This window comes from Ketobacter sp. GenoA1, assembly GCF_003671475.1.
Lineage (GTDB): Bacteria > Pseudomonadota > Gammaproteobacteria > Pseudomonadales > Ketobacteraceae > Ketobacter.
Window position 1 is genome coordinate 31,398 of sequence record NZ_RCHM01000029.1, and the last position, 15,601, is coordinate 46,998.

Sequence of the window (15,601 nt, forward strand, 5' to 3'; positions counted from 1 at the left end):
CATGGTAGGGGGCGCTCAGCCTTGTTCCACGGCTATAACATTCACCGTCACATTGTCTTTGGCGGGCCCGGACAGAACCGCTTCCAGCAGGCGGGATGCACCGGTATCACAATCGTCCGCCGCGGTCAGAATCGACAGGATCTGATCCGGGCCAATTTCCGAATAGAGTCCATCACTGCACAGCAACAACACATCATTGGGCACCAGGTCCAGGGCCAGATAATCCAGCTCCAGGCGCGGATTGGCACCCACCGCCCGGGTGATAACATGGCGCTGGGGATGAGACAGGGTTTCCTCTTGCCCGATCAAGCCCTTATCCAACAGTTCCTGCACCACGCTGTGATCTTTGCTCAGTTGGTAAAGCCCGTGCTCCCGCAGCAGATACAGTCGACTATCACCGGCCCAGACACAGGCACACTCCTGATCACCGGTTATCAGAGCCAGCACCGTACACCCCATCATCGCGCTGCCCGCCACCAGCGTGTGCTCCTGGGTCAGGCGGGTATTGGCATCATGAATGGCAGAGCGAACGCAGGAAACCTTGTCTTTCAGAGCAGCCGGTTTCACATCAGCCTGCGCGGTAATACCCTGGACCGCTTGGCCGATCATTTCCACCACCAGCTGCGCAGCCACCTCTCCGGCCTCGTGCCCTCCCATACCGTCCGCCACGCACCAGACCCCCTGCTCCACATGCTCACAGAAGGCGTCTTCATTCAATTCGCGCACATTACCCGCGTGCGAGCGCGCGGCGGACCGGAATCGGAGCACCATGGCGCTAGAGCCTCCCGGGCAGACTGAAGTTGCCCAGATAATCCCGAGCAAACGGGTTTTGGACACGATTGGCGTGCAGCTCGTACACTGCTTTGCGCTCCTGGTCGGTGACCGTTAACTGGTAGCGATCACCATAACGGGTTGGCTTCAGTGGAAAACGGTCCAGCAACCGGAACAGCGCCCAAACACCCCCCACCTGATCACGGAACTGCACACCGTAATGATCCTCGAATACATAGCGAATGGCGTTCTGGCTACCCTGGGTGGGCCACGACAACTCGTTACGACGGGCCGGTCCATGCCGGTATTCAAGTCGCTCTCCCAGCATGTTCAGCTCGAAGCGATTGATGTTGGCATCAAGGTAGGTGGCCCTGATTTTGAAGCTGACCTGTGGTGCATCACTGTCGAGGAAGAATACGTCTCGGATCTGGTTGGCCTGCTCGAATCTGGCCAACGTTCGCTTGCTCAATGCCAGCCCCTGGCCGTCCACTGCCACCATGCGCCAGGGTGAACGCCGGGTGTCCACAAACGGAGCCAGGTAACCCTCAAAAAACTGCTGCTCAATCCCGCCCGGCTTGAAGAACTCGGAAAAATCCGCCAGGGTTACCTCGACCTCGGCCTGTTTGTCCAGCGGATAGCGCCCGGCAAGACTGCGCTGGTAAAACGGCCTCACCATCCCGTCGTACTCGGCAGCGATATGAGCGCGGGCCGCACCCAGCGTATGGCCCCAGGCGCGGTCCGTGAGCGCCTGAACCCACTGTTTAACGGGTTCCGGCAGATGCCTTGCCTCCACTTTGAGACGGCCGATGGGATCAGAGCGTCCGTTCTGCATACGCGCCACGGCAGCATCAAACGCACCCTGGGAGGTTGAGCCCGAACTGGTAATCCCTTCCAGATAAAACTGCAACTCTGTCAGCGCGGAGGTAACCCGGTCGAAGGGGGCCGCTTGTCCATTACGGGACAACATCAAATCATGCAGCGGTTCAAATCGGTTATCCACCAGTGTCGCCGGGTTTTCCGGTAGCTGCATCATGCGGCTGCGACCGGCCATGCTCGCTATACGGCCCAGCTTTCCGGCTTTGGGACTGGCCAGGCGCGCCAACTTGCCGGCGCCTTCCACGTTGTCGACGATGGCGCCGGGATCAATCAATGGCTTGGATAACTGGGTATGCACCACCACCTCATCCAGCACACGGCGCAGTGGCGAGCTGCCACCCAGCATTTCATTGAGCAGTCGGACATGTTCATCCAGAGATGCTGACGATTGCAGACGCAGGCTGCTGACGGCGGATTGCCAGTGGTCGATGTAATCATCCAGATAACGCTTTTCGATTTCAGCCTGAATGTTGGCGAGATCCAGATCACTCATGTCCTGATTGCGGTTACCCACCACCCAACTGTCATCCGCCAATTCTTCCATGATATTGGCCTGCTGGGGTTTGAAAAAATCATGATAGCCTTCGGCCGTATAGAACCAGGGAATGGATTGAAACTCACCGGCAAACACGTAATGCACATCGTGCCCGATCTGGGTATCGAAGCGGTAATTCATCGGCTCCTGCTGGCGGGCCTTGTCCTGCAGGGAAGCGTAAATCTGCTGCGCCAACGGCACCTGCCGCAACACCCGCCGTGTTTGTTCCACCAGCTCGGTATCGGATGCCAACGCCGGCCATTCCATTGCCAGTAACTGGGTCAGGTGTTGATTCAACGCCTCCTGTTTTTCCGGTTGATCTGCATGGCGATTACGCCAGTCCGCCCGCAGCCAGGTTTCCACATACTGCTTGTCCAGGCGTTCCGGCAGGCTAAGCATGAGATAGGCTTTCAGGGCATGATGCAGGTATTCCGGCAAATCCCGGTTCTGCTGCAATTGACTGGCCATCTGGTTCTGCAGTGCGGACAGGAATTCCTGTACCAGCGCGGTGCGATATTCCGCTGCGGCGGCACTGCTGACCGCATTGCCCTGGTACAACCCGGCACCGATCTCCCAACTGTCTTTGGGCGGCTGATACACGTCTCTTAATGCCAGCAGCGGCTGCAGGGTGGTCACCACCTGCTCGGGCCCGGCCCGCTCATTGATCAGGCTCCGCTGTTGCTCATACTGTTGCAAGTGTGTCTCGACGTTGTTGAGCCTGGATTCATTCAACCCATAACTGGTCGACCATACCACAGTGGTGGCTGTAGCCCCGGCCAGCGTGGCGCCGTATCCCAGGTTGCGCGCCCATCTGAGTTTGCTTTCATAGCGACGGTTGGCGCCGGCCAGCTCCGACTCAGGAAACACGACATTCTGAAACAGACTGTTGAGAAAATAACTTTTCCCCTGGGCAGGCGCACCCAGCAACGCCTCCTGACTGAACCCCATCTGCCCCGCCATGCTCTGCATGATACGCTGCATACCGGCACCCTCCTGGGTGCCACTGGTAAAATACACGCCCCGCAGCAAATAGTGATCGTGAAACCGGGATTCGCTGAAAGTACGGCCAACAAACTCGGAAAAGGCAAGCTTCAGCCGCTCGAACTGGGCGGGAAACGCCAGTATTTCCGCACGCCGGCGGAAATCCCGTTCAAAATGAAATTTGCTCAACACCCCATCGTGCAGGCGCTTGCTTAACAGGTCGTATTCTGCATCGAACAACTGCTGATAGGTCTGCTGTGGTTGCAGCTTATCCGGAAACGTCATCCCCCACACCTGCGCACGTTCCTCTTTACCCATCATGTCAAAATACGGGTTAAAACCAGGGACCAAATCGCTCTTTGTGATCAACAGATACACCGGGAAATTAACCCCAAGCTGGTCTTTCAGTTCTTGCAGACGGGCCCGCACCGCGTTGACGTTTGCCACCCGTTCAGTTTCACTTTTGTGCACCAGTTCATCCACGCTGATGGCCACCAGCACCCCATTGATGGGGCGTCGCCGACGATACTTTTTCAACAGGCCGAGAAAGCCTTTCCAGGCGGCCGCATCGGCACTGGCATGACTGTCCTGGGTGGTATAACGACCCGCGGTATCGATCATCACGGCTTGATCCGTGAACCACCAATCGCAATGCCGGGTACCGCCAACGCCCTGAATAGCACCCCGGCCGAACTGGGATTCCAACGGAAAATCCAAGCCGGAGTTCACCAATGCAGTGGTTTTTCCGGTGCCGGGCGGGCCGATAATGATGTACCAGGGCAGATCATAAAGATAATGCCTGCTGTAACGGCTGTTACTGCCGCTACTGCGGCGCAAGGTTTCCATGGCATCCTTGAAACGGGAATTCAGCAACGCCACTTCACTGGATTGAGAGTTGAATTGAGGGTCGGATTGATCACCTTTATTGTCGTTCTGTAAATCCACCGCCAGTTTTTCGTGCCCGGCTTTGGCCTGCATGGTCAGACGCAGATTACTAAGGCCCCATGCCAACACCAACAGCATGATGATCAGCAGGCGCACAACGTCACTTTCCAGGAATTTTTTATCGGCAATGGCGATGTAGGGGCCGCCAAACCAGATCAGAATGGACAGCGCCAGAACGCCAATCAGGGTAATCACCCACTTCTGTTTCAGCATGACTCGTTAACCTTTGATCATCGATTTGTTTCGCTCTCCAGTGGGCGCTCCAGCCGAGAGATCAACGCATCACTGCGTTCATTGAGCAGGTAGGAAAAACCGGAGAACGTGCCCAGCATGAGCACACCCACCACCGCCACCACCACCCACAACGGCAGATAACGTGACAAGGGGTTGCGGCGCTGGGTCACCCGCTGCCAGTGTGGAGACAGATCCCGCTCCGGCTCACCTTTTTGCAGGCGGATCAAATGGAAAAGGTTATCGCGCAACCCTTCCAGTTGCGCAAAACCACGGGGATCAAGACGGAACTTGCCTTCAAATCCCAAGCCCAGGCACACGTACATCAATTCCAGCAAATGCAAATTTTTGGCCGGGGATTGCTGCAGAAATTCCAGCAACTGAAAAAAGCGTTCCCCGCCGCCGGTCTCGCCGTGAAACTGGCTTAACAAGGATTGCTTGCTCCACCGGCCACTGCCCCAGGGGGTCTTGTTAACCAGTTCATCCACCACAGTGCACAGCACATAGCGGGCATAAAAACGGGTTTCTTCACTGACTTCCTGCTGCAGCAATTGCTGCTCGAACCGCTGTATCTGCTGTACACAGCTATCGCGATAGGACATCACATCCTGTTGCGCCTCGGTTTGATTCGCCAACAAAGAGATGCGCTCCAGCAATCCGGCGCCCGCGGCCAATAGCGGATTGTCCAGCGATTTTGCTGCGGGGCTGTATCCCCAACCGGCGGCGGCATCGACACCGGGTTGAAAAAAAGCGGCTGGATGCGCGCCAACCGCGCCGGCACTCTCCGGCTCCGCCATCGGCCGCAGCGGTGGTGGCGGCGCTTTGGGGCGCCCACCGGGATTGGGCCGGGCAAAGCCACCGGCAATGGGGCTGGAGGTATGCGTTTCGCCGTCCGCATTGCGAATTTGAATCAGGGTTTTGTCTTCAGCACTCATACAATTGGCATGTCCCTTGTTTTAATACCCGGTGTTTTAACACCTGGTTTCACCCCGCTAGCCCTTCACTGCCCACAATTCCAGCTCCAAACCGGGAATATCGCCGGAGAAGTGAAACGCAATACCGCCGGATTTTTTCAGTTGCGCCCAGTGTTCCGGGGTCTTCTCCAACAGGAAATAGCAACCGCCCGCAGCGTAGGGAACCTGCCGTGGCGCCACCGGCTGGGGAACCAGGCTGATGCCCGGCAGTTGCAGGTTCACCAGCTCGCGCAATTGCTCCACACCACCGGCTTTGACCGAGCCGGGCAAGCTGGTACGAACGCGCTCCGGGCTCCACTCCGATTTAACCACCAGATAAAACTGGGCCTGGTCCAACAGGGCGCGATCCTGAATGGGTGCCACCCGCACCCCAAAACGACGTTCCTGCAACGGCAGTGCAATGGCGGTCTGCTCAAACACCAGGCTCAGGGACTGACGCACTTCACCCATCAGCCGATTGAAACAATCACTGAGATTACGGTGATCATAGGGCGGTTCCGGCTGGGACCGCTTTGATTCCGCAGTAAAGGTGGACAGTTCCCCGTGCAGCATCACCAACTGCTGATAGAGCGACTCGGGATGCAGGTGTTGTAACTGATCCAGGTGCCGCAGCCCGGACTGATAACGGTTCACCATCTGCAACAGCATGAAGTCTGCGATGTCCGTGGAGCCACGGTGGCCAGAGCCCGCCGCCAGGCGTGAGGCAATGGCCTCGGCGCGGTGTGACAGCAGATTCAGGGTTTCTTTCAGGAAATAGGTCAGACGTTGTGACACGGCCAGGGTCAGGCACGGAGGGATATACTGCTCATCCAGTTCGATGCGCCCATCCGCGAAGCTTTCCTTGATGCGTGCAACGGCAATGCCGGTGTAATCGGCGGTTAACTCCCCCTCCTGCATGAGTTTCAGGCGCGGCTGGGCGGTACTGATATTGACAGTTTTACTGCTGCCCAGATTACAATCCTGGATGTCTTGCGTCGCGCTTACCCAACGGGTCAGGCTGTTCTCGTCTTCCATTGGGGCGGTTTCATCCGCCCCCAGCAACACCACCGGCAGGGCCAGGTAAACCAGTCTGTTCTGCGTGCCTGGTTGCACCTCCATCAACAACCGCTGCGCACCACTGTTAACGGAAAACACCGTACCATCAGGGAAAATGCCATCGGCCATGGTCAAGGCAAAGGCCCCTTGCTGCAGCAGCTGCCCGTCGATTTGCAACTGCCGCAACCCCCAACCCAATGGATTGAGCATCTGGGTTCGGGTGCGAAATTGCTGATCCAGAAAGCGATCGTACTGCTGCAGGTGTTGAGGGCGTAACAGCATGCCCTCACTCCAAACAACCTTGTCATAAGATGACATGGAGCCACATCTCCCTAAACATGGGTTTATTGCTTAGAGAGACATGGCCGGGACAAAAATCCGGGCTTTTGTGTGCAGAAAACTACACTATTTTTAGCGGGGAGTGGCCAACTCGATGCCGCGCTGGTTCAGCAGCACCGTCAGCTCATTTTTCTCTTTGATGGCCAGGGGCAGCACCAGGCGCCAATTGGCTTTTTCCAGCTGCCGGTAGGCCGCCAGAACCCCCACGTAATTGGACTCCGGTTTCAAGGCAAACTTCAGATCCTGAACATCCCCGGGCTTGAACTCAAATTCCTCGGTGGCCACCAGGTCTGAACCCAGGGTCTGGGCCTCATTCTGATACAAGGCGAAAAACTCCGCGCTTTCAAACACCGAGGGTGATTTCAGCTCCACCACGCGCACCACAACCGGCGATGGCCGGCCATTGTCATCGGGATTGACATCCCCGCCGGCCACAATACGCATATCCACCTTGGTCAGGTCAGACATGAAATAAGCGCATCCCCCCACCCACAAAGACAGGGCGATGACCACAATCCTGATCCCCAACTGCATGCTGTTTCCTCTTCTTAACCGGATCAACGGTGTGTTAGCTGTTATGGTTTTCTGCTTTTTTTGAGTCTGGCTATCTGTTCGTCATAGGCGCGGGCAAACGGCTCGGCGAACAGGCTGGCGAAGATATCATCTTCTGCCAACAAATCATGGTGCAGCTCCTTGAAGGATTCCCAGTAACGGGCGTTCTTGGAGCCGATGCCCAATCCCCCGCTGCGTGCCTTGTCGAATCGCTTCTCCAGTTCCTGGGGAGACAAGGTATCCATCAGCTCCAGAAAGGCACCCTGCATACCGGCCATCATGGCCAGTTGATGCTCCTGAAAATCATCAAAACACTCGGCTAAAGCACGGTCCATGGTCATGAAAGATCCCGGATCTTCCGTCAGCATGTGCTTGACGGCCTGCTCGCCGTTGGCGGACAGTTTAATGGGATTGTTGTCCTTCATGTTCACCAGGGTCATGTCCAGGCGGAACTCGTTTTTCATACTGGCACGGGCCTGCGACGCACTCACCAGGCCCCGCATACACAGCCGCAACAGCAGACCGGCCCGGCGTAAAAAATCCACCCCGCCGGCGGCCTCCACTTCGGACAAACTGACACCCAGGCCTTCGGCAAAGGCACGCAAAGGAGCCTCACGATCTTCACGCCGATCCTGGGTCAAAGGCGCGATGGCGGTCTCCATATTGCCTTCTTCCCACTCCGGCAGGGGTGGAATCGAGGCTTTGCCCGGCAAAGGCTCTTCCACGGAAGCCGGTGGCCTGGAGACGGGTTCGTCCCACCAGTTTTCCGGTAGTTCTGCCACGGTGGGTGAACGCGGTGACGGTGCATCGGGTTGCACATTGGGCGGCTGAAACGGTTCCTTTTCCGCAGCCACATCGTCCGGCATGGAATGGGATTGCCGATGCCAGCCCTGCGGGGCGCCGGCCTTGGCTTTGGCCTGCTCAGCGGCCCACTGATCCACTTGCGCCATCGGATTATTGCCTGCTGCGGCCGGCCTGCCACCCACCGGGGGCCTGGGAATCTGCACTGCCGCCGGCGGCGGTGCCTGCTCCGCCTCCATATTGACCTGAATCTGAAAATGAATCTGCCCCATCAACAGGCGATCCCCGTCATTGATGGGCGTGGCGCGATTCTTTTCCAACGCCTCCACACCGTTCAGATAGATCCCATTGGTGCTGATATCTGTGATGAAAAACTGACCTGATTCGCAGGAAATAATGGCATGGCGGCCGGACATATGGCGTGTTTGATCAGGAATCACCCAATCACACTCGGACGAGCGGCCAATCACTCCCCCGGCCGGGTAGAACACATGACGGGCTTTTGCGCCCATCAGGTGTTTCTCCGTACTCACCACTTCCAGAACTAGTTCCATTCTCTAACTGCCTAACTTTTCAGCCATCTTGATGTATTTCAGCATAGTCTAAACGCTCAACCCCGGTTTGGCCGGAATTTTTACTCGTTATCCGTCTTTATATAAGCAACCAATTATTCAACACCAACCGCCCACCGGACTCAAGCCAGCCGACCTATGACAACATCCCCCGCCAATTCAAGCCGCCTCAGCATTGCAATACAGGGAATCCAGGACAGCTTTCGTCTCACCTCTCTGGAGGGGGCCTGCGCCGTTGGTGACCTGTACCAATATGACATTTGCTGCGCAAGTAAAAGCCGAAAAATCGATCTGCAGACACTCCTGAACCACGCCGTACTGATCACCCTCCATGATCTGACCGGTGGCGGCAAACCGCGGTTTTTGCGGGGCATCATCAGTGCGGCCAGTTACCTTAACCACGGCCGTGAATACAGCGAATACCGGCTGCAAGTGGTGCCTGCCCTCTGGATATGCACACAAAAGCGCAACATGCGCATTTTCCAGGATCAATCGCCCAACCAGATCATTGCCTGCATTCTGAAAGAGCACGGCATCAGCGGCGATCTGTTCGACGATCGCACCACAGCCGCACCGAAGCGGGCCTACTGCACGCAATACGGGGAATCGGACTACGACTTCATCAGCCGTCTTATGGCGGAAGAAGGCTGGCATTACCATTACCAAAACACCGCCCATCAACAGATTCTGATCATGGCCGACAGTAACACCGCTTTTCAGGTTAAGGCCGGAACCGAATCCCTGCGCTTCGAACAGGAAACCAGCCGCCCGCAGGATGAGGAATGTGTACATTGGTTGGTCGGTCGACACAGCGTCACCGTGGACGCCATTCGGCTCGGCGACTACAACCATGAGAAACCGGCCCTCTCCCTGCAGGAGATCAGTGCAGGCCAACAACCTCAACGGGAACACTACCAGTTCCCCGGACAGTTCACAGCACCTGAACGTGGCCACCACCTGAGCCAACGTTACCTGGAGCAACGTCAGCAACAGAGCCGGATCGTTGAGATGGAAACCCATTCCATCCACTGTGAAGCGGGGCAAACCATGATGCTGACCCACCACCCCAACCCTGAATTCAATCAACGCTACCTGATCATCCACAGCCAGATCATCGCTGAGCAACCGCAATCGCTGGATTCCGGTGCCAGCAATAAACCCGCCCGTTGCATCAGCCGCCTGCAGTGTATTCCCTACGCCAAGGCCTTTCGTATGCTGTGTTCGTTCAACCGCCCGCTGGTACCCGGCCCCCATAACGCCATCGTCACCGGCCCGGCGGGTGAAGAAATCTACACAGACCAGCAAGGGCGCATCAAAGTACAGTTCTATTGGGATCGGGAAGGCCAGGGTAACGAAAAAACCAGCTGCTGGCTGCGGGTCAATCAACCCATTGCCGGACTGCAATGGGGCGGGCTGGCGCTCCCCAGAATCGGGCAGGAGGTCATCGTGGAGTTTGAGCACGGCGATCCCGATCGACCGGTGATGACCGGCCGGGTCTACAACGCCCAGAATAAACCACCCCTTGTACTGCCCGATCACAAAACCCGCTCAATCTTGAAAAGCCTGTCCAGCCCTGGCGGTGGAGGTTTTCACGAATTGCGGGTGGAGGATAAAAAAGGCGCTGAACAAATCTTACTGCGTTCAGAAAAGGATCTGGATCTACGGGTAATCCAGGATCTGAAATCCCAGGTAAACCACGATCAACACCTCACCGTAGGCAATCAAAACGCGCAGGAAATCGGCAAGGATCTTCACACCACCGTGGGGGGCAACCAAAACGACGCGGTGGGGCAACAGCTATCCATTACCGTGAGTCAGGATCTGCAACTGAAGGTATCCGGCGCCCATGTGATCGAAGCCGGTAACAACCTCCATATCAAAGCCGGCAGCAAGGCCATCCTGCAGGGCGGCATGAGCCTTTCCGTCAAAGGCGGCGCCGGTGTTATCACCCTGGATCCCTCCGGAGTCTCCATTTTGGGCCCCCTGGTGCGCATTAATGAAGGCGGCGGCGGTGGCTCCGCCCAGGCCGCCAACCCGACCCAACCGGGGTTGCCGGCGGAAGCGGATAACGATGCGCCCGGTGCCAAACTGCGCGCTGCCAGCGGCCCCACCATCCCCCTCCCTTCTACCATTGATTTTGATCGCGCCAGGGCCCAGCTGGCCGTGTTGCAGGAGGCCGACCGTTTGGGCGCACCGTTTGTGGAGGATTGCCCGGAGTGTGCACTGGCGGCCCAGCAGGGGGCTGCGGTGTTAGGAATCGCAACCATCCCTGGCGAAAACGCCGTAATGGAGGAAGAGGAAAACTGGGTTGATCTTTATTACAGCCACGCAGACGGACATGGTGTGGCTGGCGCAGGCTATACCATCTATGACACAACCACGAACGAGGTGATCCAACGCGGTACATTGGATGATACCGGTTGTTCCAAGGTCGCACTGCCCCTGAACAAAACCAATATCCGGGTGGAATACCACAGTGATCCTGCGCCAGCCACCGAAATCGAGCCCACCACCACCCAACAGGTAACAGCACCGGATGGATGGGTACAACGTATGATGCAGGCCAAAGGTGAGGAATCCGGTAGTGACTGAGGCGGCAACCGAAACGGAAGAAAGTACCCTGGATTGGATTTGGGGCGCCATTCAGGGCGACTTCAACAAAAATCCTACTATAGGACAGATCATTACCAACGCTGCTATTACTGCTATCCCACTGGTTGACCAAGTGGCTGATGGCCGTGATCTTGTGGCCAATCTAAAAGCATTGATTTGGGATAAGCGCTACAACGAAATGGCAGTTTGGGTCGGCCTGTTCTTTACCCTGATCGGCTTGATTCCCTCCCTGGGATCACTGCTGAAAGGAGTACTAAAACTGATTTACCGTGGTGCCAAACTGGACGATGTATTCAGGGCATTTAATGCGCTAGCCAAAGGCAATGCCTGGGAGTGGCTGAAAAAACTGAGAGCCGGAGAACTGCGACAACACGCAGATGAAGCCGCCCGAATGCTGAAACAGGTTTTCGATAACATCATAGCCACATTGAAAGAAGCCCTATCCTATGTTCCAAGCTGGGCGGATGATCTGTATAAAAACATCAGTGATTTGATCGCAGAGATGAGAGCAATTCGCGATCAAATTGACGAGATGTTCGGTAAAATCACCGCTGACCTTGAGGCCAAACTGGATGATCTGCTAAAGCAGCAGGCCGATAATAGTGTCGAGGGTAATTCCAGGCAGACGTTGATGATGAGGCAGGAGGCTGATGCCAACGCCAAACCACCACGCCGCCTGCCACCTTTACCAGAATCCATGGACGAAGTCATGAAACGCATGGATGACGCCACCCAAAAAGTTCAACAGGCACGGGCCAACGGCTCACCTCTGCCCCAATCCCCCTACACGCTGGACGACAAGCTGGCCATCGTGGAAGCCGGGTTGGAAGAAAAATACATTGTTCGCGTGATCAAATCGAGCCATGCCAAAGATAGTGGCAATATAGGCTGGGTAAACCCGGATACGGACCGTTCCAATTATTGGACTACAACCTATACACAACTGGAACATGCCGATAAAGACGCGGAGTTGATTGCCAAAGCGGTCGGTACGACTTACGATCCAAAGACAGACTACACACTGCTTGTGATCGATGCCGCGGCTGCTGCTAAACAGGGGGATATCACTACGTTTATCCCAACCTATGACAGGATTGGCGGATTAGCCAAGTCAGAGATGACCGATGTGGACCCTAAGTTGATTGATCAGGCGATGACGCCTGAGTATTCTGAGCGGTATGCGGAGTTGTTTGAACAGGCAGGCGAAACGGGAGCGGATTTATCCGATTCGGACAGTTTAGTGGATTTTGCCAAAAGCCAAGGGCTTTCTCCTAAGGAAACAGAGCTTCTAAAAGCTCGCCAGATAATCAATGACAAATATGGTGCCAACGAACAATTCCTAGGCATAGGTATAACCAAAGACGTGAACTCCCCAGACGGCCTTGGCACTGTGGAAACCTACAGCCTGGATAAAAAGCCGGGGCTACTGGGTGACCTGGAACAGTCAGGCGTTCTTAAGCGTGTCGGCTTAACCTCGTATTAAATGAATACAATGGATTAATACATGAAAGCATTTTCTGAAATCGATCCTGTTACTATCCAACAAAACCCTTTTGTGGTAGGCAGCCTTGTAGATAATCGAAAACCACAACGAACAATATACTTACTAATAGTTGAAGACTACGCTCTCATCGCCGTATGCAATTGGTTTACTAATTTAAAGACCAAGCAATCGAAATGGATTACTTACCAACTGGAAATGCCGAAATCCGGCATTCCTTGGATCGTCAACACTCTGAAAAATAAGTTCTTTAAACTTTCCCACGAAGGTGGATTGCCCGCTGACGTGCGCCACTATGAAGAAGTAGTAGATGGAGAAGAACTCGGAATCAGCAGAGCTATGTCATTAGGCAGTGGAGAGAATCGAGAGGCGGGCTACACGATTAAAACAATTTCCCGTCCCGAACCAGGAGAACAAATGGGAAAATATCTGAACTTTACCGATTCCTTTCTCTTCGAGCACGGCTTTTTCGATTTACTCAAAAACACTGCTGAAAAAATCCAAAAAGGTGAGCTGTAGAAGAATAAAAGCCTGGGCCGTGGTCAATTTTATCTGGGGAGATCCTGACACCCAACATCAACTTTAACGAATGAGTAACCCTAGTTTACTCCATTCTTGACCTTCAATCAGAACGCACCAAAAATGAACATTTTGATATCTCTTCACGTAATCAGGATGGCCAAGCTATCGTCACCTTTGTATTCTATGTACAATATTCTAGATGAATGCTTCATTACTCGATTTGCTTAACACTTTGATAACCTGCGCCACCAAGCGTCAGGTTTACGCTTTTTCTAGCTAATTGCATAAACTACTACACTAGCCAGCCATGGTAGTAAAAACAACAACCAAAAACCAATGTACCAAAGCAGCCCTTGAAAACCCCTTGTTTTTGTTAGCCAATAGAAAAGAGCAATAGGCCAGAACAAGTAAAAAACCAAACCCCAATCTAGATCGATATTTTCTTTATCTTTATTGTCCCTAACTGCCCATACAGCAACCAGTATGGTAAATACCATCGTCCATGAATTATAGGTTTCTTCTGAAAGATCATATCCATTCAGATTTAGGTAAACTGAAATCACTGTACCGCTAAGAGAGAAGATGACTAGCGATATAAGAATTACATTTCCGACGTTGAAATCTCTCAATTTATTATCTCATCAGAATATACTGCGTAGTTTTTTCTTTGATTAGCATGCTTTCTCTAAATTTCAACTCTAAACGCACCACATTGAGCTCGACTACGGCTTGTTATGTTTACAGTTTTAAACTGGCTAGACCTTCTGGAACTGGACCACCCATAAAAAAGCCGTTTTCAGATACGCCTATCCCTACACCAAAGCCAGACACCATTCCGCCACTAATTTTATTGGTTCCAATTCTAGTGAAATCCTTACCGAGCTCGCATTCTGGTAATTTTCCAGTCAAATCTCTAAATATTTTTCTCGGCGGTGAATAAAAGTAAGCCTGGACGTCGTTTTCATATATAACGAATCCATCTTCTTTTTCTGAGTATTCAATTTCATTCCACGGCTCATCTCCAACAATTTGTGGGACAGCCTTATCGCCACTTAGGTCCACAACAGAAAATGTGCCATCAGAATGAGATAAAATTGCTTTCTTTCCCCACAGCAAGGGTATCTTTACGCTGCTAAAACTAACTGATCCGATTCTAAAGTCCATATCTACTCACCAATTAATCTTCGGAGTTCAGATTCTAAAAACTGCCGCTTTGCGGACTTCATCTGACGATTCATTTCACTTCTTAATTCCTCTTGCTGCGTAAAGTTTCTATGGATTTGCACAACCCTATCAGCAATCTTTAGGTCCAATATTACAGGATCATCGCCAAGATACATCAAACTACCGTTTATTCGTGGTGGAAGTCCGTTAGCTTCATCCGTAACTAAGACAAACTTTTTTGTCATATTTCCGTTTGGTTCTCTCTTAGATCGATAGTCTACAACCCGGCTAATATTTTCTTCGGCAAAATCTATACCATATTCTTTCATTTGTTCGGAAAACAGGAATATATCTGTTACTAAGTTTTGAATGGGAACAGGACGACTGTCCAACCATTGATTGAGATCATCTTCCGTTTTTAGATTAACTATGCGAGCAGACTTTCCCTCTGTAGAATTAGCCCCGTTTTCAAATATTTTATCGTTAGAGACAATAACTATTGGCATTTCCGTTTGTGCTGAGACTGTCAAAAGCTGACTCCATATTATTCTATCTCTAAACTCCTCACCTTCAGGGTTTTTTGGTAGCGGAGGCAATCTAAAAGACGCTCGGCGTTCTGCCTCAAGATAATTTTCCATGTTTGGTTCAAGCAAATACACATCAGGAAAAGCATTCTTTATAATTCCGAAAACATCAATAGCATTTTCTTTCGGCTTTGGTTCAGGCGAAACATCAAACCCTTTGTCACGAAGAAAATCCCACGCCTGTTGAATATTGGTGGATTCATTAACAGCTAAATCCTCAACCCAGGCATTAAGTTCAAGTTGAACAGTTCTAGGTATTGCCACTGCATCGCCTCGCTCTATTGCCATTTGAAGCTGCACTCTAAACCTTTCCGGAATATCCCCTCCCAGATATTCCTTTGATCCAAGAGACCTCAAATAATTTGTATCAAAAACTATATGTGAAGACATTGTATCTCTCTAAATTATTCGAAGGTGACAACTGCTCGAATCGTGGTGTTCCCCACAAAAAGTAGACACTCTAACTATGCAGCCATAACAGCTGCTTCCTCATATTCAACGGGGCTTACCCCATCGTTTGCTGAGTGCCTTCTCTTACGGTTATAAAATATCTCGATATAGGCAAATATACCCGATCTAGCCTCATCTATCGTCCGGTAATTCTT

At 53.1% G+C, this 15,601-nt stretch carries 12 protein-coding genes; 3 read left to right on the forward strand and 9 right to left on the reverse strand.

Going from position 1 to position 15,601, the window contains the following annotated elements; translation table 11 throughout:
• Window positions 1-15: 15 nt before the first annotated feature.
• The 6 genes from D9N13_RS11985 to tagH form a co-directional block, all read right to left on the reverse strand.
• Window positions 16-771 carry a PP2C family protein-serine/threonine phosphatase gene (locus D9N13_RS11985; protein WP_290590051.1) on the reverse strand — a complete coding sequence of 252 codons (756 nt, stop codon included), beginning with the start codon at window positions 769-771 and terminating at the stop codon, window positions 16-18.
• Between the two features lie 4 nt (window positions 772-775).
• Window positions 776-4,321 carry a type VI secretion system membrane subunit TssM gene (tssM, locus tag D9N13_RS11990; RefSeq protein WP_290590054.1) on the reverse strand — a complete coding sequence of 1,182 codons (3,546 nt, stop codon included), beginning with the start codon at window positions 4,319-4,321 and terminating at the stop codon, window positions 776-778.
• A 17-nt stretch (window positions 4,322-4,338) separates the two neighbouring features.
• On the reverse strand, window positions 4,339-5,274 hold the full coding sequence (gene icmH, locus D9N13_RS11995; RefSeq protein WP_290590057.1) for a type IVB secretion system protein IcmH/DotU: 936 nt from the start codon (window positions 5,272-5,274) through the stop codon (window positions 4,339-4,341).
• A 57-nt stretch (window positions 5,275-5,331) separates the two neighbouring features.
• Window positions 5,332-6,666: a type VI secretion system baseplate subunit TssK gene (tssK, locus tag D9N13_RS12000; protein ID WP_290590061.1), complete on the reverse strand. Its 1,335-nt coding sequence runs from the start codon at window positions 6,664-6,666 to the stop codon at window positions 5,332-5,334.
• A gap of 93 nt (window positions 6,667-6,759) precedes the next feature.
• A complete protein-coding gene (gene tssJ, locus D9N13_RS12005) occupies window positions 6,760-7,221 on the reverse strand; it encodes a type VI secretion system lipoprotein TssJ (protein ID WP_290590064.1) in 462 nt (153 codons plus the stop codon).
• 41 nt (window positions 7,222-7,262) lie between these two features.
• Window positions 7,263-8,594 (reverse strand): type VI secretion system-associated FHA domain protein TagH, encoded by a 1,332-nt coding sequence (gene tagH / locus D9N13_RS12010; protein WP_290590067.1) that lies wholly within the window; start codon window positions 8,592-8,594, stop codon window positions 7,263-7,265.
• Between the two features lie 156 nt (window positions 8,595-8,750).
• On the opposite strand from tagH, the gene D9N13_RS12015 reads away from it, so the two are divergent.
• The 3 genes from D9N13_RS12015 to D9N13_RS12025 are packed head-to-tail and all read left to right on the forward strand — an operon-like array spanning window position 8,751 to window position 13,245.
• On the forward strand, window positions 8,751-11,204 hold the full coding sequence (locus D9N13_RS12015) for a type VI secretion system Vgr family protein (RefSeq protein ID WP_290590070.1): 2,454 nt from the start codon (window positions 8,751-8,753) through the stop codon (window positions 11,202-11,204).
• Complete coding sequence (locus D9N13_RS12020) at window positions 11,197-12,708, forward strand: hypothetical protein (RefSeq protein WP_290590072.1); 1,512 nt, start codon at window positions 11,197-11,199, stop codon at window positions 12,706-12,708. The genes D9N13_RS12015 and D9N13_RS12020 overlap by 8 nt, the downstream gene beginning before the upstream one ends.
• Before the next feature lie 21 nt (window positions 12,709-12,729).
• On the forward strand, window positions 12,730-13,245 hold the full coding sequence (locus D9N13_RS12025; RefSeq protein WP_290590075.1) for a hypothetical protein: 516 nt from the start codon (window positions 12,730-12,732) through the stop codon (window positions 13,243-13,245).
• 741 nt (window positions 13,246-13,986) lie between these two features.
• Here D9N13_RS12025 and D9N13_RS12030 read toward each other — a convergent pair.
• From D9N13_RS12030 to D9N13_RS12040, 3 genes are all read right to left on the reverse strand, one after another.
• Window positions 13,987-14,412, reverse strand: a complete 426-nt coding sequence (locus D9N13_RS12030; protein ID WP_290590077.1) for a hypothetical protein — start codon at window positions 14,410-14,412, stop codon at window positions 13,987-13,989.
• A 2-nt stretch (window positions 14,413-14,414) separates the two neighbouring features.
• Complete coding sequence (locus D9N13_RS12035; protein ID WP_290590080.1) at window positions 14,415-15,386, reverse strand: hypothetical protein; 972 nt, start codon at window positions 15,384-15,386, stop codon at window positions 14,415-14,417.
• Between the two features lie 74 nt (window positions 15,387-15,460).
• A complete protein-coding gene (locus tag D9N13_RS12040; protein ID WP_411268156.1) occupies window positions 15,461-15,586 on the reverse strand; it encodes an IS3 family transposase in 126 nt (41 codons plus the stop codon).
• Between the last annotated feature and the right edge of the window lie 15 nt (window positions 15,587-15,601).